The following is a 25,834-nucleotide window of genomic DNA, read 5'->3' as shown; positions in this document are numbered from 1 at the left end:
GGCAGCAGGATTTATTTAGCGGGTAGCAACCATTAAACACGACCATCATTCCGGACGACGCGAAGCGGCGATCCGGAATGATGACAGTTAAAATTGGTGGGTTGGTAAAGCGTAACCCGCCATCCACTGCAGCTAAACGACGGCGGATTACGCTGACGCTAATCCACCCCACCGATAATCATCATCGGTGGCGCCTATTACGCCTTCGCGGCCTCGATCTTGTCCTGTGTCTTGGTTTCGAAATCGCTGGCGTCGTGGCGTTCGTGCAACTGCCCCGCGGGATCGCCCCAGGCGCGGTTGACCATGCGGCCGCGCTGCACGGCGGGACGGCTGGCGATATCAGCGGTCCAGCGTTGCAGGTGCTTATAGTCCTGCACGCTCAAGAATTCGCCCCCGCCGTAGAGCAGGCCCTGCGCCAGGCCGCCATACCAGGGAAACACCGCGATGTCGGCGATCGTCAGCATGTCGCCCGCGAGATATTTGTTGTCGGCCAGCCGCCGGTCGAGCACGTCGAGCTGGCGCTTGGTCTCCATCGCGAAGCGGTCGATGGCGTATTCGATCTTGAACGGCGCATAGGCATAGAAGTGACCGAAGCCGCCGCCGAGATAGGGCGCGCTGCCCATCTGCCAGAACAGCCACGACAGGCATTCGGCGCGGCCCGCGGCGTCGGCCGGCAGGAAGGCGCCGAACTTCTCGGCGAGGTGCAACAGGATCGAACCGGATTCGAATACCCGGATCGGCTTCGGCCCGCTGCGGTCCATCATCGCCGGGATCTTGGAGTTGGGATTGACCGCGACGAAGCCGGAACCGAATTGCTCGCCATCGATCTTGATCAGCCAGGCGTCATATTCCGCGCCGCTATGGCCGGCCGCCAGCAATTCCTCCAGCATGATCGTGACCTTCTGGCCGTTCGGCGTCGCCAGCGAATAAAGCTGCAGCGGATGGCGGCCGACTGGCAGCTCCTTGTCATGCGTCGGGCCCGCGATCGGCCGGTTGACGCTGGCGAATTTGCCGCCGTTTTCCTTGTTCCAGGTCCAGACCTTGGGCGGCGTGTAGGCGGTATCGTCGGTCATTCGTTCAAGCTCCAGCAAATCTGACAGGACGCCAATGAGCAGCAAATGCCAGCGAATGGCAAATTGGCGCGGCGGCGGGATAGAGACTATCGGCGGATTACGCCTCCGCCCCACGGACTGTAATATAGATAACAGGGTGGCTGCACTATCCTGTGATCGGCATGGGGTGAAACGTGATCCGCCCAAGCTGGTCACGATTTCGAGCGCGCCATAGGTTGAAGCTAATCTGGGTTGAAGCGGATCTGGGTTGAGGCAGGCCCGGGTTCCGGCGCACATGTCGCGCGAGTTGGCTGCTGCGCGGCTTCATCCGTGGCGCGGTTTGCCGTTCCACCTCGCTGCAAGCCGTTCAGATGAACCATAAGGATTTACCGCCACGATGGGACGCTTCGCGACGACGGTTCCGCTGTATGAGGAATTCCGGCCGCCTTATCCGCCCGAATTCTTCCGCACCGTGGCCGAGGGGCTGGGATTCACCAAGGAGCATGCGCTGATCGATCTCGGGACCGGGCCCGGGCTGATCGCGCTCGGCTTTTCCCGCTATGTCGGCCGCATCGTCGGTGTCGATCCGGAAGCCGCGATGATTGCCGCCGCGCGGCAGGCGGCCGCGCACGCCAAGCAGGATTTCACCCTGATCGAAGGCAGGGCCGAAGCGCTGCCGGCCGACATCGGCAGCTTCGATGTCGTCACTATCGGCCGCGCCCTGCACTGGATGGATCGCGATGCGATCGCCGCGCTGCTCGAGCGGCTGGTCAAACCCGAAGGCGTGATCGTCGTCTGCGCCTCGCGTTCCGCCGCGGACGGACGCAATCCGTGGCTCGACGAATATAACGAAGCGCGGCGCTTCTGGTCGCCGGGGCCTTCCGGCAGCGAGCGATCCCGTGAGGCGCTTGCGGCCGTGCTCGAGGGTACCCGGTTTCAACTCATCGACGAGATCAATGTCGAGACCAGCCACGAGCTCAGCGTCAGCGATCTGGCGCGACGCGTCCTGACGTTCTCGACGTCGTCGCCCGAAATCCTCGGAGACAAGGTGGACGCGATGCTGCACGACGTCGAGGCGCGGCTGATGCCGTTCAGCCGTGAGGGCAAGCTCGCCGAAATCGTGGTGTCGACGGCGAAGGTCGTCTGCTGACGCCCCGATTCCGCTCTGGAAGCGCCGCGGCATCTTCATCTCTGTGAATTCTGCATGACAGCCCGCGGATAGTGGCAAGGCGGTCAAATTTCCAACGCGATCGCCCCTTTATCAATGCCCATGCAGGGCGCGGCGTGCGAGGCGGGCGTTTCGAATGGATATTCTTTGGCATGTTATCTATTTCATCGCGACCTCCACGTTTCTGGTCCTGTTCGCGACATTCTCTGTCTTGCCCATATTGATCGCTCTGTCGGTCTGGAAAGCCGGGGCGCGCCATCTAAAATATTATTCGATCGTCCTTGTTTTCGCGTTCCTGAACTTATTCTTTGGAACGGATATCGCGGTCGGCACCGTGCATGCGTTCGGCGAGAAGGGCACCGCTACCATCACCGGCAGTTACGACACCAGCACGATCTACAACAATCACGACGTCGTCGGCTATCACGTGCTGCTCAAGACGACGGACGACAAGGTGATCGAAACGAGCTTCGAGGACGACGACTTCAACATCTACCCGCCGAAGAACAGCGTGGTTTATCCGGGCGTCGGCGATCATTTCACCGTCTATTACCTGCGCCGGTTTCCGCAGGATTTCGTCATCGTCGACGACGACGACAGCCCGTGGGCGGCGGCGCTGAGGTGTGGACGGCTGCGGAAGCAAGCGCAGGAAGCGAATGCAAAGCATGAATTCGACCGCGGCAGCGCCGGCTATCGCACGACCTATATCGACCTCGTCAACAGGCTGCTGGTCGGGAAATGCGTGGCCGATGAAGACGAGGCCGATGCCTTCCGCCAGGAGATCGAGAATGTCGAGGCAGGGCAGCGCTAACTGTTCGGTTTTCGGACCGGTTGGGCCTGCAATCCTTGGAACGGGTCGAAAGCGCAATCCGCCTCTATTATCGGCGTTGAACGGCCGATGACGCTGCGCTGATCCGCCCACGTTCCGTTGATGGGATCAGAACCGCGTTCCGATCCGCTGCAAGGACGTTTCCTTTGCAGCGGCTTTCAGATATTCCGTGCCCGGATATTTATGCGCCAGCCGGTGAAACCAATGCCCATCCCTTCATCCGCCATTCGAACCGTCATCGCAACGATTGCGGCATTGCTGGCCCTGTCATCCCCGGCATCGGCGCAATCCGCCTTCCCGGCGCCAGCCCGTCCGGCTGCCGCCGCGCCGCGCGCCGCATCCTGCCACAACGGCGAAAATTTCGAACGCTTCCTGGCCGGATTGAAACAGCAGGCAGCCGCGGCCGGCGTGTCGCAGCGCGCGATCGCGGAAGCCTCGCCCTACCTGGTCTACGATCAGGGCATCGTCAATCGCGACCGCGGCCAGCGCGTGTTCGGACAGATCTTTACCGAATTCGCCGGCCGCATGGCGGCCCCTTACCGGATGCAGCAGGGGCAACAGCGGATCAGGACCTACGCGGCCGCGTTCGCGCGCGCCGAAAAGGAATATGGCGTGCCGCCGGCGGTGATCGCCGCGTTCTGGGGGCTGGAAAGCGATTTCGGCGCCAATATGGGCAATCTGCCGACACTGCGCTCGCTGGTGTCGCTGGCCTATGACTGTCGCCGCTCGGAGATGTTCCAGGGCGAGACCATCGCCGCGTTGAAGATCATCGACCGCGGCGATCTTTCGCCCGCCGAGATGATCGGTTCCTGGGCCGGCGAACTCGGACAGACGCAATTTTTGCCGGCGCATTATTTCAACTATGCCGTCGATTACGACGGCGATGGCCGGCGCAATCTGCTGCGCAGCGGCCCCGACGTGATCGGCTCGACCGCGAACTATATCGCCACCGGCTTGAAATGGCGGCGCGGCGAGCCGTGGCTGGAAGAGATTCATGTGCCGCAAGATTTCCCGTGGCAGCAGGCCGATCTCACCATCCAGTTGCCGCGCTCGAAATTATCGCAGCTGGGCGTGACCTATCCGGACGGCCGCGCGCTGCCGAATGACACCATGCCGGCTTCGGTGTTGCTGCCGATGGGCCGCAACGGGCCGGCGTTTCTCGCCTATGCCAATTTCGCAGCCTATACGCAGTGGAATAATTCGCTGATCTATTCGACCACCGCCGGCTATCTGGCGAGCCGCATCGCGGGCGCGCCACCGATGCGCCGTCCCGCGGGCCCGGTCGCGCAACTGCCGTTCAACGAAATCCACGAATTGCAACAGATGCTGGTGCGCGCCGGCTTCGATGTCGGCAAGGTCGACGGCGTGCTCGGCCAGCAGAGCCGCAGTGCGATCAAGGCGATGCAGATCAAATACGGACTGCCCGCGGATTCCTGGCCGACCGCGGAATTATTGGCGAAAATGCGCGGCGGCCCGCGCGCGCAGACGCTCTCGCCGGATTCGGAGGCTGCACGTTAAAGGCCACATCCGATCACGATAAATTCGATCTTAACCTTCACCTCTCCCATCGAAGCCGGATCTATCCGGCTTCGACAGATCTAAGATGCCCAACTCGGATAGACCCGAGTTGGGTGGGGAGAGGTCGGATCGCGTCAGCGATCCGGGCGAGGGTTTGGAATTCCAACAACGAAACTTCCCAACATGAAAGAGCACCACATGTCCTTCTACGACGCCGCCGTTCCGGCCTATCTGCAAATCCTCGGCAGCCTCTCGGGCCTCCTCGCTAGGGCCGAAGCGCATTGCGAGGCAAAGAATATCCAGCCGGAGGTGCTGCTCGGCGCGCGGCTTTATCCGGACATGCTGCCGTTGAGCAAGCAGATCCAGCTCGCCTGCGATTTCGCCGCCAAGGGCTGCGCGCGGCTGACGCATAGCGACGTCCCCACCACGCCCGACACCGAAAAGAGCTTTGCGGAATTGCGGCAGCGGCTGGCTAAAACCATCGATTACGTGAAGACGTTCAAGCCTGCGCAGTTCGACGGCGCCGACAGCCGCGATGTCACCTTTCCCACGGGGCCCGACAAAAACCTCACCCTCAAGGGGCAGCAATTCCTCACCAGCTTTTCCTTCCCAAACTTCTATTTCCACGCCGCGACCGCGCACGGCATCCTGCGCCATAACGGTGTGGAAATCGGCAAGCGCGATTTTCTCGGGGTGAGCTGACGGTCTCCGGGGCAGGCCAGGCACAAACCCAAAATCTCGAGATTCCGGGCTCGACACTTGGTGTCGCCCCGGAATGACGGGTGGTCATCCGCCTGCCTCGACCGCCCCGCACGCTACGCTTCGGCCAGAGCCTTTTCGGTTCTGATGGAATCAGAACCGAGGCTCCATTATTCTATTTTAACGCGTTTTCTTCACGCGAACCGGAGGCCACTTCGCTCGAAAACGCTATAGATGCCGCCTGCCGGCGGTAATCCATTCTGCGTTGCCCCCGAATTCGAATAAATCCTTCCGCATTGATGCCGGTCAAATGATCGGCATCGGGCGCGCCTAGCCTGCGCTAACTTGGATGGCTTGTGGCATTGCGATAGTTTGCTGCAATGCCCACTTTCTCCTCATCCGTCATTTTTCCCGGAAAAACAACATGAGCACGACCAAACTGTTCGACAGCTACAAGCTTGGCTCCCTCACCCTTCCCAACCGGATCGTCATGGCGCCCTTGACCCGCAACCGCGCGGTCGCGGGTCTGGTGCCCAGTCCGCTCGCGATCGAATATTACGGGCAGCGCGCCTCCGCCGGTCTTCTGATCAGCGAGGCCAGCCAGATCTCGCAGCAGGGCCAGGGCTATCAGGACACCCCCGGCATCTATTCCAAGGAGCAGGTCGCGGGCTGGCGCAAGGTCACCGACCGCGTGCATGAGCGCGGCGGACGGATCTTCATCCAGCTCTGGCATGTCGGCCGCATCTCGCATACCTCGCTGCAGCCGAACGGCGGCGCGCCGGTCGCGCCTTCCGCGATCCCCGCCAAGGGCAAGACCTATGTCGGCGGCGCCTTTGCCGATGTCTCCGTACCGCGCGCACTCGAATTATCGGAAATTCCCGGCATCATCGACAGCTACAAGCGCGGCGCGGCGAACGCGATCGAGGCCGGCTTCGACGGCGTCGAGGTCCACGGCGCCAATGGCTACCTGCTCGACCAGTTCGCCAGGGACGGCACCAACAAGCGCACCGATTCCTATGGCGGCTCGATCGAGAACCGCGCGAAATTGATGCTCGAAGTGTCCAAGGCGGTGGCGGCCGAAATCGGCGCGGAAAAGACCGGCATCCGCATCTCGCCGGTGACGCCCGCGAACGATATTTCCGACAGCAACCCGCAGCCGCTGTTCGACTATATCGTCGATCACCTCAACGCGCTGAAGCTGGTCTACATCCACGTCATCGAGGGTGCGACCGGCGGCCCGCGCGACATCGCGCCGTTCGACTATGGCTCCTTGCGCAAGCGCTTCAAGGGCACCTATGTCGCCAATAACGGCTACGACTTCGCACTGGCGACCAAGGTGCTCGCCGCCAACGAGGCCGACCTGATCGCGTTCGGCAAACCCTACATCGCCAATCCCGACCTGGTCGAGCGCCTGAAGAAGGGCGCGCCGCTCAACGAGCCGGACAAGGCGACCTTCTACGGCGGCGGCGCCAAGGGCTATACCGACTATCCGACCCTCGACGCCGCGCTGGACCCGGCGGAGTAAGACGCCGCACGAAAGATCGTCGCGACCGCGAAAGCCGGCGATGATGAAGAAAATCAGGAAAGGCCGGGCATGAGTCCGGCCTTTCCACGTACAGACTGATTTGTTGCCATCCATTGATCGAGCGCGGCGATCTCGTCGGCCGACAACCGCAGCCCGAGCTTGGAGCGCCGCCACACCACGTCCTCGGCGGTGAAGGCCCATTCGACCGCCATCAGATATCTGACTTCGGCCGCGCTCAACGTCGCGCCGAAAGATCGGCCGAGATCGCCCAAGGATTTCGCGCTGCCAAGCAGCTTGCCTGCACGCGTGCCATAGGCATGCGCCAGCCGGCTGGCATGGGCCAGCGTCAGGAACGGATAGTCGCGCATGAGCTCGGCGGTCAGCGCCGGCAGCGCCGTGACATCCATGTCGCCGCCGGGCAGCGGCGCCTTCGCGGTCCAGCCTTCGCGCGCGCCCGTGCTGAGATCGGATGCGCCCTTGAGATAGGGCGCGAGCTTTTCCAGCGCCTCTTCGGCGAGACGGCGGTGGGTCGTGATCTTGCCGCCATAGATCGACAACAGCGGTGCGCCGCCGGGCATATCGAGCTCGAACACATATTCGCGCGTGGCGGCCTTGGCTTCGCTGGCGCCGTCGTCATACAGCGGACGAACGCCGGCATAGCTCCAGACCACGTCGGCGGGCTTGACGGGGTTGGCCAGATATTCGCTGACGGAATCGCACAGATACTGGATCTCTTCCGCCGTGGCGCTCACCTTGGCGGGATCGCCGTGGTAATCGCGATCGGTGGTGCCGATCAGCGTGAAGTCGTCCTGATAGGGAATGACGAAGACGATGCGGCCATCGCTGTTCTGCAACATATAGGCGCGGTCGTGGTCATAGAGTTTGGCGACGACGATGTGCGAGCCCTGCACCAGCCGAACCTTTGCGCGGGCGTTGACGCCCGATCCCAGCGCCAGCACCTCTTCGACCCAGGGCCCGCCGGCATTGACCAGCGCGCGCGCCGCGATGTCGCTGCGCTCGCCGGTCAAATCATTCTGCACGGTGACGCGCCAGATGCCGTCGGTCTGGCGGGTCTCGACCGCGCGCGAGCGGGTGCGGATCTCGGCGCCGCGGTCGGCCGCGTCGCGCGCGGTGAGAACGACGAGGCGCGCGTCATCGACGAAACAGTCGGAATATTCGAACCCCTTGCTATAGCGGCCGGGGATCAGGGGACGTCCGACCTCGTCGCGCGCCAGATCGACCGAGCGCGTCGGCGGCAGCAGGTGCCGGCCGCCGATATGGTCGTAGAGGAACAGGCCGAGCCGCAACAGCCAGGCCGGGCGCAGGCCGGCATGATGCGGCAGCACGAAGCGAAGCGGCCGGATGATGTGCGGGGCGATCCGCCAGAGGATTTCGCGCTCGATCAGCGCCTCGCGGACCAGCCGAAACTCGTAATATTCGAGATAGCGCAGGCCGCCATGCACGAGCTTGGTCGACCAGGACGACGTCCCGCTCGCCAGATCGTTCATCTCGCAGAGGAAGACCGAATGACCACGTCCCGCCGCATCGCGCGCGATGCCGCAGCCGTTGACGCCGCCGCCGATGATCGCGAGGTCGAAAATCCGGTCCAACACGCTTCCCCGGCGTTCGCCGCTTCAATCGAGGCGCACCTCGTGCGAAGCAGCTCCTATGATGCGCCATCCTGCTTGATGATTTGCGGACGGCCATCGTCGTCGATCGAGACATAGGTGAAGTTGCCGTCGGTCACCAGGATCGACTGCACCTCCCTGCGGCGCAGGACCCAGGCCTCGAGATGCACCGTGATCGAGGTCCGGCCGATCCGCACCAGATTGGCGTGTACGGAGACGAGGTCGCCGACAAACACCGGCTTGCGAAAATTCATCGCCTCGATCGCGACCGTCACGGTCCTGGATTTCGCGACCTTGGACGCGAACACGCCGCCCCCGACGTCCATCTGACTCAACAGCCAGCCGCCGAAAATATCGCCGTTGGCGTTGGTGTCGGCCGGCATCGCCAGCGTGCGGATGCAGAGATCGCCGGGCGGCTCGTTATCCAGCGCCGCCTCAACAGCTTGGGTGTCGGTCATGTCAGGTACCTGTCGAATCGTGGTTTCAAATAGAGCAAGATTACGATCCGATCGGATCATAATCTCATTTTTATTTGAGCATGATCTATCCGGAAAACCGGTTTCCACTTTTCCGGATCATGCTATTTGAAACTATCCCAGCCGGCATCGGGCGTGAACCGGTCGCCGAATTTTTGCGCCAGCGCGCGCAGCGCCGACACCACGTCCTCGACGCCGCGGCTGCGCGCATAGTTCAGCGGGCCGCCGCGGAACGGCGCATAGCCGGTGCCGAAGATCATCGCGCCATCGACCGTGTCGGCATGGTCGACGATGCCTTCGCGCAAGGCCGCGACGCAGACATTCGACATCGGCAGGATCAGACGATCGGTCATTTCCGGCGTCGGCTGCGCCTCCGGCGCCGGGCCCTTGTCGGCCCTGCCGCCTTTCCAGACATAAAAACCCTTGCCGGTCTTGCGGCCAAGCTCGCCCTTGGCGACCTTGTCGCGCAGCCAGGCCGGCGTCGGCGGCAGCGCATCGCCGAATTTCGAGCGCAGCATGTCGCCGACGTCGAGGCAAATATCGAGCCCGACCTGGTCGGCCAATTCGATCGGTCCCATCGGCATGCCGAATTTCTTCGCCGCCGCGTCGATCGTGAGCTTGTCGATCTTCTCGTCCAGCATCACCATCGCCTCCAGCATGTAAGGCGTCAGCGCGCGGTTGACGAGAAAGCCGGGCGAGCTCTTGACCGGCAGCGGCAGCCGATCGATGGCGCCGACAAAGGCCAGCGCCTGTTTCAATATCTCCTGATCGCTGCCGTCATGGCTGACGACCTCGACCAGTTGCAGCCGCGACACCGGGTTGAAGAAGTGCAACCCGACCAGCCGCTCCGGCCTCTCGAGGCCGCTGCGCAAATCCTGTAGCGGGATGCTGGACGTGTTGGTGGCGAGGATCGCGCCCGGCTTCATCTTCGGCTCGAGCCCGGCATAGACCTTCTGCTTCAATTCCAGTTTTTCCGGCACCGCCTCGATGATGAGGTCGGCGTTGCGGACGCCCTCGCCTTCCATATCCGGCACCAGCCGGTCGAGCGCGTCGCGCACGCCGGTCCGCTTGCGGATGATCTTGCCGAACAGGTCCGCCGCGCGCTTGATCGCGCCGGCGATCGGCTCCGGCTTCATGTCGGCCAGCGTGACCCGCAGACCTTCGTTAGCGCACCAGGCTGCGATATCGCCGCCCATCGCGCCGGCGCCGATGACGTGGACATGACCGATCTTGTTGCCGCCGCCCGCCAGCTTCTTCATCTGCTCGCGCAGGAAGAACACCCGGATCAGGTTCTGCGCCGTCGGCGTCACCACCAGATTGGCGAACGAAGTTTTCTCCGCCGCCAGCATCGCGGCCTTGCCGCCGCCGTGCTTTTCCCAGAGATCGATCAGCGCGAAAGGCGCCGGATAGTGCGCGTGCGGCGCGGCCTTTTCGGCCTCCCGACGCATCCGCGAACCGAGAAAGCCTCTCGCCGGACTCGCATTGAGGATCATGTTCAACACGCCCGGCTTGGCGCGTTTCAGGCGGCCGAACACCGCGTCCTTGACCGCATTACGGACATGGCGCTCCTGCGTCACCACATCGACCAGCCCGAGCGATTTGGCGCGGCGCGCATCGACGGTCTTCCCCGTCAGCATCAGCGTCATCGCCTGCACCGGGTTGACCAGCCGCGTGAAGCGCGCGGTGCCGCCGAGGCCGGGATGCAGTCCGAGCATCACTTCCGGAAAGCCAAAGCGCGCGCCGTCGATGGCGATACGCGACCGGCAGGCCAGCGCGACTTCGAGGCCGCCGCCGAGGCAGAAGCCGTGGATCACCGCGACCGTCGGAATCCTCAGAGCTTCGAGCCGGTCGATCACCACATGCGCGCGGCCGATCGCGGTCTCGACGGCGCCGGCATCGCCGGCGCCGCGGAATTCATTGACGTCGGCGCCGGCGATGAAGCCGGATGTCTTGGCGGAGCGGATGACGACCCCCGACGGCCGCTGGCTTTCCAGCGCCGCCAGCACCAGGTCCAGCTCCTCGATGACATCGGCCGACAGCGTGTTGGCGCTGGCGCCGGCGCGGTCGAACAACAGCCAGGCGATGCCGTCGCTGTCCTGCGAGAGCCTGAAATGGCGATAGGGACCGCTCTCGCCGGGCTTCTCGGCCGCTTTCGGACCGAGTTCGAGCACGCGATCGCCGAGGACATCCATGACCTTCGAATCCATGACGTGCCCTATACCATTTCGATCAACATCGCACCGCCCAGCCCGCCGCCGATACATTCGGTGGCGATGCCGCGCTTGGTGCCGAGCCGCTTCATCGCGTTGACGAGATGCAGCACGATGCGGTTGCCGCTGCAGCCGACGGGATGGCCGAGACTGATGGCGCCGCCATCGACATTGAGCCTGGCGCGGTCGATCTCCCCGGCGGCGCCGTCGAGATCGAGAATCTCGCGGCAGAATTTTTCATCGCTCCAGGCGGCGAGGCATCCCAGCACCTGGGTGGCAAAGGCCTCGTTCAATTCCCAGGTCTCGATTTCCTGCAACGTCAACTGATTGCGCTTCAGGAGTTCGGTCGCCGACAGCACCGGCCCGAGGCCCATGATGCCGGGATCGAGCGCCGACCACTGGCTGTCGACGATCGCGGCCTTGGGCGTCAGACCATGTTTGGCCACCGCGTCTTCGGAGGCGAGGATCACCCAGGACGCGCCATCGGTGATCTGCGACGAATTGCCGGCGGTGACCTGCCCCCACGGCCGCTCGAACACCGGCTTCAGTTTTGCCAATGTCTCCGGCGTGGAATCGGGACGCACGCCGTCGTCATGGTCGAAAAACTTGCCGTCGCGCGAGAACGCGGTTTCGACCTCGCCTTTCAGCCAGCCTTGCGATTGCGCGTTGGCGAGCCGCTTGTGGCTTTCGGCGGCATAGGCGTCCGCCTGCGCGCGGGTGATGCCGAACAGATGCCCGACCACTTCGGCGGTCTGGCCCATGTTCAATTCGGTGATCGGATCGGTCAGGCCGCGTTCGAGGCCGATGATCGGCTTGAAATAGCTGGGGCGGGTTTTCAGGAGCGCGGCGATCCTGGCGCCGATACCCTTTGCGCCGACAAGCCCCGCGAACCAGCGCACGCCCTGCTGCGGCCATACCAGCGGCGCGTAGCTCAGCGCTTCCGCGCCGCCGGCCAGGATCAGATCCGAATTTCCTTCGCGGATATAGCGATAGGCGGTGTCGATCGACTGCATGCCAGAGCCGCAATTGATCTGCACCGTAAACGCCACCATGGCTTCGCCCATGCCGAGCCGCAGCGCCGCGACACGGGCCGGGTTCATCTCGTCCGCAATCACATTGACGCAGCCGAGGATCACCTGATCGAAATCGGTCGGCGCGAAGGGCTGCCGGGCCAGCAGCGGCCGGCCGCATTGCACGGCGAGATCGACCGGCGTGAACGGGCCGGGCCCGGAGCGCGCCTTCAGGAACGGCGTCCGGCTGCCGTCGATGATGAAAACCGGCCGCGCCATCAGCTTGCCGCCCTTTGCTCGCCAAGTTCCATGAAGAATTGATGCACGTCGGCGGCCTTCCTGTAAATCGGCGAGATCGTCTCCGGCGCGAAGTCGTCGACCTCGATCACCTTGGCGACCGCTTCATGCGCGGCCGCCAGCTTCTCGCCCTCGCCTTGGGTGATGACGCCCTTCTTCACCGCCTCCCGCCAATCATGCAGACGGGCCGCGCGCATCTTCTTTGCGACATCCTCGGCGCCAGTGACCAGAACAAACGCCTTTTCCAGCCGCGCGACGCCGCGGTCGTCATCGACATGCGACAGGCCGGACGTCAGGCGATCGCGCGCCGCCGACGGCTCCAGCACGAGCTGGGCGCATTGATGGATCACGCGGTCCGACGGGCCGAGCACGCGCGCACCGAACGGCTGGACCAGGAATTTCAGCATGACAGCGACAAACCGGTTCGGCAGGTTCGCCAGGATTTCCGCCAGGCGGATCTCGATGGTTTTGAAGCCGGTTTCCATGCACCATTCGAGCGCGGCGAAATCCGCCGCCTGACGCCCTTCGTCCTGCCAGCGCTTCAGCGCCGCCGACAGCAAATACAGTTCGGAGAGGATGTCGCCGTAGCGCGCCGACAGCATCTCCTTGCGCTTCAGCGCGCCGCCGAGCGTCAGCAGCGCCATGTCGGCACACAGCGCGAACGCCGAGGAATAGCGTGAAAGCTGGCGATAGAATTTCGTCGCCGCGCCGACGTCGGGCACGGTGATCAACCTTCCGCCGCTCCAGCTCCGGCCCCACGCCCGGAACAGCGTGGTGATGCTGTGGCCGACATGTTTCCAGAACGCCTTGTCGAAGGCGTCCAGGCCTTTCGCCTTGTCCGGCTCGCCGAGCGCATTCATCTCTTGCAGCAGATAAGGATGCGCGCGAACCGCGCCCTGCCCGAATACGATCAGGTTGCGGGTCAGGATATTGGCGCCTTCGACCGTGATGCCGACCGGCACCGCGCGATAGAGGCTGCCCATGTAGTTCTGCGGCCCGTCGATCACCGCCTTGCCGCCATGAATGTCCATCGCGTCGTCGATCGCGATCCGCATCCGCTCGGTCGCGTGCAGCTTCATGATGCCGGAGATAACGGCGGGATGACGCCCCTGGTTGAGCGCCGCGCAGGTCAACCGTCGCGCCGCGTCGAGCAGATAGGCGGTGCCGGCGATGCGGGCGAGCGGCTCTTCGATGCCTTCGAACTTGCCGATCGGGATGTTGAACTGCTCGCGGATCCGCGCATAGGCGCCGGTCGTGCGCGCCGCATAGGCCGCACCCGCGGCCGACAGTGACGGCAGCGAGATGCCGCGCCCGGCGGCGAGCGCCGTCATCAGCATCTTCCAGCCTTGCCCCAGGCGCTCCTTGCCGCCGATGATATAGTCGAGCGGGATAAAGACATCCTGGCCCCAGTTGGGGCCGTTCTGGAACACCTGCATCGCCGGCAGATGGCGATGGCCGATCCTGACGCCGGGCAGATGGGTCGGAATCAGCGCCACCGTGATGCCGAGGTCTTGCTGCGGGCCGACCAGATGATCCGGATCGTAGGCCTTGAAGGCGAGGCCGAGCAGCGTCGCGACCGGCCCGAGCGTGATGTAGCGCTTGTGCCAGTTGAGACGAAGCCCAAGCACTTCGTTGCCTTCAAAATTGCCCTTGCAGATGATTCCGGTGTCGACCATCGAGGCCGCGTCCGAACCGGCTTCCGGGCTGGTCAGGCCGAAGCAGGGAATATCGTGGCCGTCGGCCAGACGCGGCAGCCAATGCTGCTGCTGGCCCCTGGTGCCGAAGCGCATCAGCAATTCGCCGGGGCCGAGCGAATTCGGCACCATCACGGTGACGGCCGCGGTGATCGAGCGCGTCGAAATCTTCCGCACCACTTCCGAATGCGCATAGGGCGAGAAGCCGAGCCCGCCGAACTCCTTCGGGATGATCATGCCGAAGAATTTGTGCCGCTTGATGAAATCCCAGGCTTCCGGCGGCAGGTCGCGCCATTCCCAGGTGATCTTCCAGTCGTCGAGCATGGCGCAGAGTTCATCGACCGGGCCGTTGAGGAAGGCCTGCTCTTCGTCCGTCAGCACCGCCGGCGCCGTGGCAAGCAGCTTGGACCAGTCGGGATTGCCGGTGAAGAGATCGGCGTCCCACCAGACATCGCCGGCCTCCAGCGCCTCGCGTTCGGTATCCGACATCGCCGGCAGCACGCCGCGCGCGAAAGCAAAGATCGGCCTGGTGATGAAGTCGCGGCGAAAGCTCATGGTGGCATCCTCGGCGAGATCCTGAAGGCCAGCCGCACGGCGCGCTGGCAGGCCTATCCCTTAAGCCACCTATTCTAACGGAAAGTATGCAACATGGGTGATGCTTGGCATTGAAAGTTTGGCATCGAAAGTTAAGCGAAATTAAATCAGGCGCATAGTGCGCGTGATAACGGCAAGGCGGAGCCGTGGTTCCGGGAAAGAGCGCCGTTGTCCGTCATTCCGGGGCGCGGCGAAGCCGCAATCCCCGGAATCCATTCATCAAGGCAATCTGCGGCACGATGGATTCCCGGCCCGCGCCCCGCGGCGCGTCCCGCAATGACGATGTGGCTATGGTCAGAGATCAGTCCGGCCGCACCATTTCGAACATGGCGTCGGGACGGATTTCAAAATAGTCGCCGCGGCGACCGGCCCGGACGATGGGGCGGGCCAGCGCGGTCTGGTAGACCCCGTCCTGGATCAGGCTCTTGTCGATATGCACGGCGACGACCTCGCCCAGCGTCAACCAGCCATTCACCTTGCTGCCGTCGGCGGCCTGCAGCTGGATGATCTGCGTCAGCTTGCACTCGAACGAGACCGGGCTTTCCGCGACCCGGGGCACGTTGACGCGGCGGCTCGGCGCCATCGTCAGCCCCGCGATTTCGAATTCGTTCACCTCGCGGGCGACATGCGCGGCGGTCGCGTTCATCTGCTTCGCCAGATCCATCGTCGCCAGATTCCAGACGAATTCGCCGGTTTCCTGGATGTTGACGACGCTGTCCTTCCAGGAGGTCGAGGAAAAGCCGATGATGGGCGGAATGTAGTTGAAGCCGTTGAAGAAGCTGTAGGGCGCCAGATTGACATGGCCCCCGGCGTCGCGGGAGGAGATCCAGCCGATCGGTCGCGGCGCGATGATGGCGTTGAAAGGATCGTGCTTGAGGCCGTGGCCGCTCGCCGGCTCGTAATAGTGCAAATCCCTCTCGGTCACGCTCGATCTTCCTTTCCATTGGTAAGGCCGCGCCGGCTTCGGCCGCCGCCACTGTCGTTCCGGGACGCGCCACAAGGCGCGGGCCCGGAATCCATTGTGCCCATAACCGGTTGAACCATGGATTCCGGGTTCGCGGCTTCGCCACGCCCCGGAATGACGAGAACCTAATTCACTTTATGACGAGGTGAAAGCGCCGCGAGCACAAAGTCGATCATCTGGTCCAGCGACGGGCCCGGCTTGTCGGCGCATTGCGCGATCATCTGCGGATGGAAGAACCGCATCATCGCCGAGCAGGTACACATCGCCGCCAGCGGCACGTCATCGGCCTTGAATTCACCCGACGCCGCGCCCTCGGCGATGACCTCGCCGATGGTCTGCGTGATCCGCTCCATATGGGCGACGCAGACCTCCCAGCTCTCCTCCATCGCGATTTCGACCATCTCGTGCAGCTTGGCGTCGCCGACATAGCGTTCGCAGTTCATGCGGTGGATCGTCGTCAGCAGCTCGCGCAGCCTCAAAGCCACCGGGCCGTGCTTCGCCGCAATGGCCTGCGCCGCGTCCTCGACCCCGCCCATCAAAGCGCGCGCGACGCCTTCGTGGATCGCCTTCTTGGATTCGAAGAATCGATACACATTGGCCGGGCTCATGCGCAGCTCTTTGGCGATATCGCCGACGGTGGTCTTCTGGTAGCCGATCTGACGGAACAGGCGTTCCGCCACCACGAGAATCCGCTCTCGCGTGTCGGGTTCAACATGTTCGGTAATCAGCGTCATATCGGTTGCCAATGTTCAATTATTCCGCGGCCGCGGCAAGCGGAAAAGCGGGCTGCGCTTCACCATGCTGCTGCGGCGCGAGATCGTCACCCTTATCGTTCGCACTCCGGCCGCTCTGTTCGAGGCTGTTGCGGAACCAGAGCGCATAGAGGCCCGGCAGGTACAGCAAGGTCAGGAACGTTGCAACAAACAAGCCGCCCATGATGGTGATCGCCATCGGCCCCCAGAACGCCGAACGCGACAGCGGGATCATCGCCAGGATCGCCGCGAGCGCGGTCAGCACCACCGGGCGGGCGCGGCGGACGGTGGCCTCGACGATGGCTTCCTTGCGCGTCAGGCCGTGGGCCACATCGGTCTCGATCTGATCCACCAGGATCACCGCATTGCGCATGATCATGCCGGCCAGCGCGATCAGGCCCAACAGCGCCACGAAGCCGAACGGCTGGTTGGCGACATTGAGCCCCAGCGAAGCGCCGATGATGCCGAGCGGCGCGGTGAGGAACACCAGAAACAGCCGCGAAAAGCTCTGCAACTGGATCATCAGCAAGGTCAGCATGACGACGACCATCAGCGGAAACAGCACGAAGATCGAGGCATTGCCCTTGGCCGATTCCTCGACCGCGCCGCCGATCTCGATCCGGTAGGCCGGCTCGAGATGATCGCGGATGTCCTGCAATTTCGGCCAGATCTGGTTGGTGACGTCAGGCGCCTGCACGCCGTCGGCGACGTCGGCCCGCACCGTGATCGCCATGTCGCGGTTGCGCCGCCACAGGATCGGTTCTTCGTGGGAATATTCGATTTTCGCGATCTGCTGCAACGGCACCGCAACGCCGTTGCGCGAGGTGATGGTGAGTTCGCCGACCCGGGCGAGATCGAGCCGCTCGGAGGGCACCGCGCGCGCGATCACCTGGACCTTCTCGATGCCGTCGCGCACGGTGGTCACCGGCGCGCCCGAGATCAGCATGCTGAGCGCCTGCGAGACATCCTGCGGGGTCAGGCCCATCGCGCGGGCGCGGTCCTGATCGACCACGAGCTTCAGATAGGGCGACTGCTCGTTCCAGTCGAGCTGCGGATCCCTGATATCGGGGTTCTGCCTGACCACGTCGCGGACCTTGTAGGCGATCTCGCGCACCGTCTTGGTGTCCGGGCCGATCACGCGGAATTGCACGGGGAAACCGACCGGCGGGCCGAAATTGAAGCGGTCGACGCGCACCCGCGCCTCGCTCAACATGCCGTCATCGGCCGCCTTTTCCAGCCGCGTCTTGATCCGCTCGCGCGCCTCGACGTCTTTGGCGACGATGACGATTTCGGCAAAGGATTCGTCCGGCAATTGCGGATTGAGGCCGAGCCAGAACCGCGGCGAGCCCTGGCCGACATAGGCGGTGTAGGTCGAGATGTCCTTGTCGTCCTTCAGCAGCGTTTCCGCCGTTTCCACCGCCTTCTGGGTGACGCCGATCGCCGTGCCCTCGGGCAGGCGGAGTTGCAGGAACAATTCGGGCCGCTCCGAAAGCGGGAAGAACTGCTGCTGGACATGGCCGAAGGCGACGATCGAGAGCGCAAAGATTCCGACGGTCGCGAGCACGACCTTGACCCTGTTCTCGACGCACCACTGGATCGTGGCGCGCAGCATGCGGTACATCCGCGTCTCATAGATCGCATGCGGATCGTGGTTGTGATGCACGGCGAAATCCGGCAACAGCTTGACGCCGATATAGGGCGTGAAGATCACCGCCACGAACCAGGACGCGATCAAGGAGATCGCGACGATCCAGAAGATGCTGCCGGCATATTCGCCGACCGCCGAATTGGCGAAACCGATCGGCAGGAAGCCGGCCGCGGTCACCAGCGTGCCGGTCAGCATCGGAAACGCGGTGGATTCCCAGGCAAAGGACGCGGCGCGGACCCGGTCCCAGCCCTGCTCCATCTTCACCACCATCATCTCGACCGCGATGATGGCGTCGTCGACGAGCAAGCCGAGCGCGATGATCAGCGCGCCGAGGGTAATGCGATGCAGGTCCATCGACATCGAATTCATGACGATGAAGACGATCGCCAGCACCAGCGGCACCGACAGCGCCACCACGATGCCGGTCCGCCAGCCCAGCGCCAGGAACGAGACGAACAGCACGATCGCCAGCGCCTCGATGAAGGAATGCACGAATTCGCTTACCGCATGCTCGACCACATTGGGCTGATCGGCGATCTGTTCGACATTGATGCCCTGCGGCACCGCTCGCATGAATTCGGCGGTCGCGTCGGAAACGTCCTTGCCGAGTTCCAGAATATTGGCGCCCTTGGCGGTGACCACGCCGATGCCGAGCGCGGGCTTGCCCTTCTGGCGCACCACGAAGCTCGGCGGATCGACATAACCGTGGCTGATGGTCGCGATATCGCCGAGCCGGAACACCCGGCCGTTGCTCTCGACCGGCGTTTCCGCCACCGCTTTGACGCCGTCGAGCGCGCCGGTGACGCGCAGCGGCACGCGCTGCGCCGACGTCTCCACCGTGCCGGCCGGCACGACGTTGTTCTGCTTGGCGAGCGAATCGAACAGCGCCTGCGGCGTGATCCCCAGGGTGGCAAGCTTGGCATGCGAGAACTCGACGAAGATCCGCTCGTCCTGGATGCCGTAGAGATCGACCTTGGTGACGCCGGGCACTTTGAGAAGGCGCTGGCGCATGCCTTCGGCGGCCTTCTTCAACTGCGCGTAGTCGGCGCCGTCGCCGGTCATCATGTAAAGGATGGAATCGACGTCGGAGAATTCGTCGTTGACGACCGGGCCGAGGATGCCGGCGGGAAGATCGCCCTGCGCATCCGCCAGTTTCTTGCGCAGCAGATAAAACAGATACGGCACGTCCTTTGGCGGCGTCGAATCGCGGAAGGTGACCTGCATCGCCGTGAACGCCGGCTTGGAATAGGTCTGCACCTTCTCGAAATAGGGCAGTTCCTGCAGCTTCTTCTCAATCGGGTCGGCGACCTGCATCTGCATTTCATAGGCGGTGGCGCCCGGCCATATCACCGAGACGTTCACCACCTTGACGGTGAAGAACGGATCTTCCGCGCGGCCAAGCCGCTGGTACGACAGAAAACCGGCGGCGCCGAGCGCGATGATCAGGAACAGGATCAGCGTCGGATGGCTGACGGCCCAGCCCGACAGATTGAAGCGCTTCATTGAACTCTCCAAATCGAAAACTCGGCTTCGTCATTCCGGGGCGATGCGAAAGCATCGGACCCGGAATGACGGCAATCTAGAACGACAGCGAGGACACGACCCGCACCTTCTGCGACGGATCGAGCTTCTGCACGCCGAGGGTCACGACCTGCGCGCCTTCGTCGACGCCGGCCTTGATGACGACGTCGTTGCTTTCGTAGGATTTCACGCTCACCGGCTTCAGCGCGATGTCGCCGGAGGCGTCGACGACATAGAGCGAAGGTGCGCCGCCTTCGCTGAACAGCGCCGACAGCGGCACCCGCGCCACGCGTTCGGTTTCGGGATCGGCCAGCGTCAAGGTCGCGGTCATGCCGAGCGAGACCCGGTCATCGGCTTCCGGCAGCGAGAATTTCGCCAGATAGGTCCTGGTCGCCGGGTCCGCGGACGGCGCGACTTCGCGAAGCTTGGCGAGGTATTTCTTGTTCGGCTCGGACCACAGCGTCACGGTCGCCACGCCGTCCTTGGCCCGCCCCAGCAAGGTTTCGGGGATCGCGACCACGGCTTCCTTTTCGGCAAAGCGCGCGACCCGGATCGCGGTCTGTCCGGCGGCCACGACCTGGCCGGGTTCGACCAGGGTCGAGGTGACGACGCCGCGGGAATCCGCTTCCAGCGTCGCGTAGGACAGCGAGTTCTTGGTGAGATCGACCGAGCGCTCGGCGCGGTTGAGGCGCGCCCGCGCCTCGTCGCCGGCCGCTTTGGCCTGGTCGAGCTGCGCGTCGGTGGCCCAGCCCTTGGCGCGCAGGTCGATCGCGCGCTGCTCGGCCGCCGCCGCCTGCGCCAGCACGCCGGTCGCGGCATGGAACTCGGCGTCGGCCTGTTCGGCCTGCAGCTTCAGATCGATCTCATCAAGAGTCGCGAGCGGTTGTCCGACGCCGACGGTGTCGCCGACCTCGACCAGGCGCTTGGCGACCTTGCCGGGAACCCGAAAGCCCATGTCGGCCTCGATCCGCGGCCGGATAACGCCGACAAAACTCCGTTCCGGCGATTCCGCCTCATAATGCACGGTCGCGACCAGCACGGGCCGGTTGGGAGCCGGCTTTTCCGCGACCTTGTCGTTGCAACCGGCCAGCGTGAGCGCCGCAAGCGCCAGCGATGATCCTACTAATAGTTTGGAATAGCTCAACAAAATCGGTCGGACCGGCATCCTATACTCCTCCGGCTGAAGCCTGATGAGGAGTATCGAGTGACTAATGATGAATGTCAATATTCATCAGTAATCATTTTCATGGCCATTCCTCCGCGGCTGCGTGCCGCCCGCGTCCACTCCAGCGCCACACGGCTCAAGGGAAGTCATCCGGCATCCCACCGCAAAACCCTACGAGGCGGTCTTGCCGCCGTTCACCGCGATGATCTGGCCGGTGATGAACGACGCCTTGCCGGAAGCGGCGAACACGATGGCGTCGGCGATTTCTTCCGGCCTGCCGGCCCGCTTGAGCGGGACGCCGGCAACCAGGCCCGCCTTGCGGTCGGCACTCCCGGTGAAGCGATCCAGCATCGCGGTCTCGACCGGGCCCGGCGCCACCGCGTTGACGCGAACGCCGAAGGCCGCCGCTTCGAGCGCGGCCGATTTGGTCAGCCCTTCGACCGCGTGCTTGCTGGCGGTATAGAGCGATGCGCCCGGCGCGCCGCGGTGGCCCATGGTCGAGGACAGATTGACGATGCTGCCGCTGCCCTGCTTCTGCATCACGCGCAATTCATGCTTGAGGCTCAGAAGGACGCCGAGCACGTTGGTATCGAACGTCGCGGCATAGCTTTCCGCGGTTTGCTCGACGATGGGCCCCGGCGTGCCTTCCGTGCCGGCATTGTTGACGGCGACGTCGAGGCGGCCGAACCGGGCGACGGTCTTATCGACCAGATTCTGGACATCGCTCTCATGGCGCATGTCGGCGCGAACAAACTCCGCTTCGGCGCCGGCCGCGCGAAGCTCGGCCACCAGCGCATGGCCGGCGTCCTCGTGGCGGCCGGAAACGACGAGACGGGCGCCCTCTTTCGCGAAGGCCAGGGCAGTGGCGCGGCCGATGCCGGTCAGCGCGCCGGTGATCAGGACGACGGGATGGCTCATGTGATCTCTCCTCTTGGCAGCGGGCCATGCCTGGCTGGATATGCGGACATTCCACGCCGGTCAGCGGCATTCGCCGGGATTGGCGTCTGGCCGCTGCAACTGAAAGAGATCTAGGTGGTGCCGGCGTTCGGGAGAAAGACTTTGCAGGGCCGCATCCATACTTTTAAGGCATGGAGCAACGTTCATTCCGCGAGCTGGAAGCGCTCGAAGCGATGCAGCTGCTCCTCGATGCGGCGCTTGAGATCCTGGCGTCCGCCCCGTCGCGCGCCAGCGCCGACCCAACTCCATTTCTGCATCAGCAGCCTGCCATTCTTGCGGTCGGTCTTGAGATCGATCGCGGCGACGATGTCGTCGCCGGCCAGGACCGGCAGCGCGAAATAGCCGAACAGCCGTTTTTCCTTCGGCACATAGGCTTCGAAGCGATGCCCATAGCCGAAGAACAATTCGGTGCGCTTGCGCTGGATGACCAGCGGATCGAACGGCGAGAGGATATGCACGAGGCCGGAAACCGCCCTCCCGGCCGTCTCCAGCGTCTCCGGAGACGCCCAGTGCTCCTGCTTGCCCGCGCCTTCCACGGCAACCGGCACCAATTCCCTGCGGCGCACCCTCGCCTCGATCAGCCGCCGCACCGCCATTTTGTTCGGCGCGTCGAGATGGCAGATCGAATCCAGGCTGACGAGGCCTTGCGCGCGAAGCGCGCGGTCGAGCAGATAGGCGGTGACTTCCCGCGCAGACGCCGGTTTCGGCGGCTTGTCCCAGCCGAAATGCCGCGACGTCAATTCATAGGTTTTCAGCATGCCGGTGCGCTCGCTGATGGTGAGCACGCCGGTATAGAAGGCCAGTTGCAGCGCCCGCTTCGACGGCTTGCGGCTGGCCCACAGATGCAGCTTTTCGGTCAGCACGTCGTCGTCGATGTCGCGGATGGTGAGCGCGCCGCCGCGCCGGATCAGCGTCATGACCTTGCGGGTGTCGGCGGGCGTCACCGAAGCGAACCATCGATGGCCCTCGCGCTTGTGCTGCTTCATCGCCGGAATGAAGAAGCGGAAATCCCTGGTCGGCACATAGGACAGCGCATGGGTCCAGTATTCGAACACGCTTTTGTCGACGCTCTGGGCTTGGCGCAGGTCGGCGCGCCGGTATTCGGGAATCCGGGACCACAGCACGTGGTGATGGGAGCGCTCGATGACGTGGATGGTGTCGATCTGCACATAGCCGAGATGCTCGACCGCGGCCGTGGTCGCCGGCGCTCCGGCGCCGAACGGCGCCGGCGCATCTAGCCGCTGGGCGCGCAGCCAGATGCGCCTGGCGTCTATCGTGCTGATGAAGGGGGACTTGTCGGCCGCGGACATGACGAAGGCAATGTAGCGGGATTCGCGCCGGCTGACAGGTGCATCGCGGTCCGGTGAGACCGTCCACGGTCAAGGTTTCGGCCGGTCACTGACGCTTCCCGTCGCCGCCTGCGCATCGCAGGAGGCCCGGCCGCGCTCGGACGCCTGGCATCGATAGACGCTGCCGGTGAGCCGGTCGATCAGCCAGACGGTCTCCTCGGAGGGACTGTCCATGCCGACGAACCGCGTGCCGGCGACCGTGATCAACGTCGACAGTAAAATCGCCGCAGCGATCATCGCCGCGCCGACCAGCACCGGCATCGATATTGCCGTACGATCCTGCGTATCCCCGCGATGTCCCTGATAGTCGCTGTATCTTTTCGGTGGTTGAAACACGACCCGGTTGCTTCGTTTTCTTTGTTGTTGAGGTGCTTTGCTATGCCGCCATCTGGCCGATTTATTGTCGGCACACCGGCCTTCCCGCGACGGCTTTGCGTCGGCAGCAAGCCACGCGCATTTTTTGCCCCGCGAAAGCTGGCTTCCTGCTCTGTAACATAGTCACATCAATCGCCGCATCCGGGTCGTCAGCATCGACACCAGAACCGACGTGAAATGACAGCGCCGGGCCCGAGGCTGCCTCGATCCGGCGGTCAAGCCGAGCCGGCATCCGCCTCGCCGGCCAGCACGAGCGCGGCGCTGATGCCGCTCTCCAGGATTTCATCGGAGAGTTGCCTGTCGTTGACGGCGCGCGCGATCTGCAACGTACCCACCATCATGCCGTAGATCGCGACCGCGTTGCGCCGCCGCTCGCGCGCCGACCCGTTACGGATCTGGGTCGCGATCAGTTCGATGAAGCTGGAGATCTTGCCGGTAAAGGCATCGCGCGTCGGCTTCGGATGGCGCGCGACCTCCGCGACCAGCGCCGCGGTCGGGCAACCGCCGCCCGGACGATCGCGATGGCGCGCGGACAGGTAGTCCCGGATCGTCGCCTCCAACCCCGCATCGGCCGCGGATGCGCTCCGGAGCGTCTCCTCGCGCCGCCGCAGCGCGTTGGAAAGCACGGCCAGAACCAGATCCTCTTTCGATTTGAAGTGGGCGTAAAAGGCGCCATTGGTCAGCCCGGCGCCGGACATGATGCCGGCAATGCCGACCGCGGCGACGCCATTCTCGCGAAACTGCCCGGATGCGGCGTCGATGATGTGCTGGCGCGTCGCGTCCTTGTGCCCTTTCTCGTACCGCATCCCGGCTTCCCGCTGTCAGCCCACGATAGCACCGCGTCCCGCCGTCCAACGAAATCGTGATCGGCGCTTATTGAATTACGATCATAATAATGCATTATGGTCATAATGCAATGGCCGCCTGCGGCGACGGGAACGTGAAGATGGAACTGAAAGCAGCAACCGCGGCGCTTGCGCTGGATTCAATGCCCGGCGAAGAAGACGGGGCCGTTGAAACGATTCCCGAAGCCAAGCCCGCGCCGGCGCGCAACGACGCGGCGCGCGCGGCAATCCTGACCGGGGCCATTCTGCCGACGCTGCTACGGCTGGCATTGCCGACCATGATCGTGCTGGTCGCGCAGACCGCGGTCAACGTCGCCGAGGCCTATTATGTCGGATATCTCGGCACCGACGCGCTCGCCGGCGTGGCGCTGGTGTTTCCGGTGTTCATGCTGATGACGATGATGTCGAATGGCGGCCTCGGCAGCGGCGTTGCGTCTGCGGTGGCGCGCGCGGTCGGCGGCGGCCGCAGACAAGACGCCGATGCGCTGGTGTTCCATGCCCTGGTTCTGGCGATCGTGGTCGGCGCGCTGTTCACATTCGCCGCGATCAAGGGCGGACCTGTGATGTACGGCATGCTGGGCGGCCGCGCCGAGGCGCTCGACGCCGCGCTGAAATATTCCAACTACCTGTTCGCCGGCGCGATCCCGGTATGGATCGTCAACCTGCAGGCCGCGGCCTTGCGCGGCGCGGGCAACGTCAAGGTGCCGGCGACCGTGACGCTGGTCGGCGCGCTGGTGATGATCCCGGCCTCGCCGCTTTTGATTTTTGGCTTGGGTCCGATTCCCGGACTGGGCATCCAGGGCGCGGGCATCGCCTTCGCGGTCTATTATTGCGGCGCGATGCTGGTGCTGCTGCGCTACATGGCGTCGGGACGTTCGGGCCTGGCGTTCAAATTCGTGCCGCTGCAAAGACGGCTGTTTGTCGATATCCTGAAAGTGGGCGTTCCGACCGCTATCAACGCGATCCTCACCAATCTCACGGTCATTCTGGTGACCGGCGCGGTCGGGCTGTTCGGCACCACGGCGCTTGCCGCCTACGGCATCTCGTCGCGGCTCGATTACATCATGATCCCGCTGCTGTTCGGCCTTTCCACCGCGGTGCTGACGATGGTCGGCGTCAATATCGGCGCCGGCCAGATCGCACGGGCCAAGAAGATCGCCTGGACCAGCAGCGTGGTCGGCCTGGCGCTGACCGGATCGATCGGCCTCGTCGTCGCGCTGTTTCCGATGCTGTGGCTGCACCTGTTCTCCAGCGACCCGGTCGTGCTCGCCGACGGCACCACCTATCTGCGCATCGTGACGCCGGCCTACGCTGCGTTGGGCTTCGGCTTCGTCATCGCCTTTGCCGCGCAGGGCGCGGGCCATGTGTTCTGGCCGTTTGTCGCCTCGGTCGCCCGCATCGTTCTCGCGGCCGGCTTCGGCTGGATCGCCGTCGGCTATCTTGGCGCCGGCCTGGCGACGCTGTCGGCGATGGTGACGGCGTCGCTCCTTGTTTACGCAGGCTTCTGCGCGATGGCGATGATCGCCGGTTCGGTCTGGCGGCCGGACAGAACGTGAAG

20 protein-coding genes are annotated in these 25,834 nt (G+C 64.0%); 6 read left to right on the top strand and 14 right to left on the bottom strand.

What is annotated here, in order from left to right; all coding sequences use genetic code 11:
- Positions 1–197: 197 nt before the first annotated feature.
- Complete coding sequence (yghU, locus tag HB630_RS20505; RefSeq protein WP_213774107.1) at positions 198–1,073, bottom strand: glutathione-dependent disulfide-bond oxidoreductase; 876 nt, start codon at positions 1,071–1,073, stop codon at positions 198–200.
- A gap of 376 nt (positions 1,074–1,449) precedes the next feature.
- Here yghU and HB630_RS20500 point away from each other — a divergent pair, with 376 nt between their 5' ends.
- The 5 genes from HB630_RS20500 (at position 1,450) to HB630_RS20480 (ending at position 6,791) form a co-directional block, all read left to right on the top strand.
- On the top strand, positions 1,450–2,202 hold the full coding sequence (locus tag HB630_RS20500) for a class I SAM-dependent methyltransferase (protein ID WP_213774106.1): 753 nt from the start codon (positions 1,450–1,452) through the stop codon (positions 2,200–2,202).
- A 154-nt stretch (positions 2,203–2,356) separates the two neighbouring features.
- Positions 2,357–3,031: a hypothetical protein gene (locus HB630_RS20495; protein ID WP_213774105.1), complete on the top strand. Its 675-nt coding sequence runs from the start codon at positions 2,357–2,359 to the stop codon at positions 3,029–3,031.
- 222 nt (positions 3,032–3,253) lie between these two features.
- Positions 3,254–4,567 (top strand): lytic murein transglycosylase, encoded by a 1,314-nt coding sequence (locus HB630_RS20490; RefSeq protein ID WP_213774104.1) that lies wholly within the window; start codon positions 3,254–3,256, stop codon positions 4,565–4,567.
- A 198-nt stretch (positions 4,568–4,765) separates the two neighbouring features.
- Positions 4,766–5,269, top strand: coding sequence for a DUF1993 domain-containing protein (locus HB630_RS20485; protein WP_213774103.1), 504 nt, complete (start codon positions 4,766–4,768; stop codon positions 5,267–5,269).
- Positions 5,270–5,690: 421 nt separating this feature from the next.
- On the top strand, positions 5,691–6,791 hold the full coding sequence (locus tag HB630_RS20480; protein ID WP_213774102.1) for an alkene reductase: 1,101 nt from the start codon (positions 5,691–5,693) through the stop codon (positions 6,789–6,791).
- 53 nt (positions 6,792–6,844) lie between these two features.
- Here the strand turns inward: HB630_RS20480 and glpD are convergent, their stop codons facing one another.
- The 13 genes from glpD to HB630_RS20415 form a co-directional block, all read right to left on the bottom strand.
- Entirely contained in the window at positions 6,845–8,401 is a 1,557-nt protein-coding gene (gene glpD, locus HB630_RS20475) for a glycerol-3-phosphate dehydrogenase (protein ID WP_213774101.1), read from the bottom strand.
- A 56-nt stretch (positions 8,402–8,457) separates the two neighbouring features.
- The gene (locus tag HB630_RS20470; RefSeq protein WP_213774100.1) at positions 8,458–8,877 is read right to left on the bottom strand and encodes an acyl-CoA thioesterase; all 420 of its coding nucleotides are present in this window, start codon (positions 8,875–8,877) and stop codon (positions 8,458–8,460) included.
- Positions 8,878–8,999: 122 nt separating this feature from the next.
- Positions 9,000–11,102, bottom strand: coding sequence for a 3-hydroxyacyl-CoA dehydrogenase NAD-binding domain-containing protein (locus HB630_RS20465; protein ID WP_213774099.1), 2,103 nt, complete (start codon positions 11,100–11,102; stop codon positions 9,000–9,002).
- A gap of 8 nt (positions 11,103–11,110) precedes the next feature.
- On the bottom strand, positions 11,111–12,394 hold the full coding sequence (locus HB630_RS20460) for an acetyl-CoA C-acetyltransferase (protein ID WP_213774098.1): 1,284 nt from the start codon (positions 12,392–12,394) through the stop codon (positions 11,111–11,113).
- Complete coding sequence (locus HB630_RS20455; protein WP_213774097.1) at positions 12,394–14,661, bottom strand: acyl-CoA dehydrogenase; 2,268 nt, start codon at positions 14,659–14,661, stop codon at positions 12,394–12,396. Before HB630_RS20455 ends, HB630_RS20460 begins: the two co-directional genes overlap by 1 nt.
- Positions 14,662–15,001: 340 nt before the next feature.
- Entirely contained in the window at positions 15,002–15,625 is a 624-nt protein-coding gene (locus tag HB630_RS20450; protein ID WP_213774096.1) for a flavin reductase, read from the bottom strand.
- Between the two features lie 164 nt (positions 15,626–15,789).
- Positions 15,790–16,398, bottom strand: a complete 609-nt coding sequence (locus tag HB630_RS20445) for a TetR family transcriptional regulator (RefSeq protein ID WP_213774095.1) — start codon at positions 16,396–16,398, stop codon at positions 15,790–15,792.
- Between the two features lie 19 nt (positions 16,399–16,417).
- Positions 16,418–19,567 carry an efflux RND transporter permease subunit gene (locus HB630_RS20440; RefSeq protein WP_213774094.1) on the bottom strand — a complete coding sequence of 1,050 codons (3,150 nt, stop codon included), beginning with the start codon at positions 19,565–19,567 and terminating at the stop codon, positions 16,418–16,420.
- Between the two features lie 76 nt (positions 19,568–19,643).
- On the bottom strand, positions 19,644–20,750 hold the full coding sequence (locus HB630_RS20435; RefSeq protein ID WP_213774093.1) for an efflux RND transporter periplasmic adaptor subunit: 1,107 nt from the start codon (positions 20,748–20,750) through the stop codon (positions 19,644–19,646).
- Positions 20,751–20,921: 171 nt separating this feature from the next.
- Positions 20,922–21,668 (bottom strand): glucose 1-dehydrogenase, encoded by a 747-nt coding sequence (locus tag HB630_RS20430; RefSeq protein WP_213774092.1) that lies wholly within the window; start codon positions 21,666–21,668, stop codon positions 20,922–20,924.
- A 182-nt stretch (positions 21,669–21,850) separates the two neighbouring features.
- The gene (locus HB630_RS20425) at positions 21,851–23,017 is read right to left on the bottom strand and encodes a crosslink repair DNA glycosylase YcaQ family protein (RefSeq protein WP_213774091.1); all 1,167 of its coding nucleotides are present in this window, start codon (positions 23,015–23,017) and stop codon (positions 21,851–21,853) included.
- A gap of 69 nt (positions 23,018–23,086) precedes the next feature.
- Positions 23,087–23,317, bottom strand: a complete 231-nt coding sequence (locus HB630_RS20420) for a hypothetical protein (RefSeq protein ID WP_213774090.1) — start codon at positions 23,315–23,317, stop codon at positions 23,087–23,089.
- Positions 23,318–23,646: 329 nt separating this feature from the next.
- Positions 23,647–24,237, bottom strand: a complete 591-nt coding sequence (locus HB630_RS20415) for a TetR/AcrR family transcriptional regulator (protein WP_213774089.1) — start codon at positions 24,235–24,237, stop codon at positions 23,647–23,649.
- A 140-nt stretch (positions 24,238–24,377) separates the two neighbouring features.
- Here HB630_RS20415 and HB630_RS20410 point away from each other — a divergent pair, with 140 nt between their 5' ends.
- A complete protein-coding gene (locus tag HB630_RS20410; RefSeq protein ID WP_213774088.1) occupies positions 24,378–25,832 on the top strand; it encodes an MATE family efflux transporter in 1,455 nt (484 codons plus the stop codon).
- Positions 25,833–25,834 lie beyond the last annotated feature (2 nt).

The organism is Bradyrhizobium sp. dw_78, from assembly GCF_018449525.1.
In the GTDB taxonomy this organism is placed as follows: Bacteria; Pseudomonadota; Alphaproteobacteria; order Rhizobiales; family Xanthobacteraceae; genus Bradyrhizobium.
The sequence above is the reverse complement of the archived record's forward strand: the minus strand, read 5'-3'. Positions and strand labels throughout refer to the sequence as shown.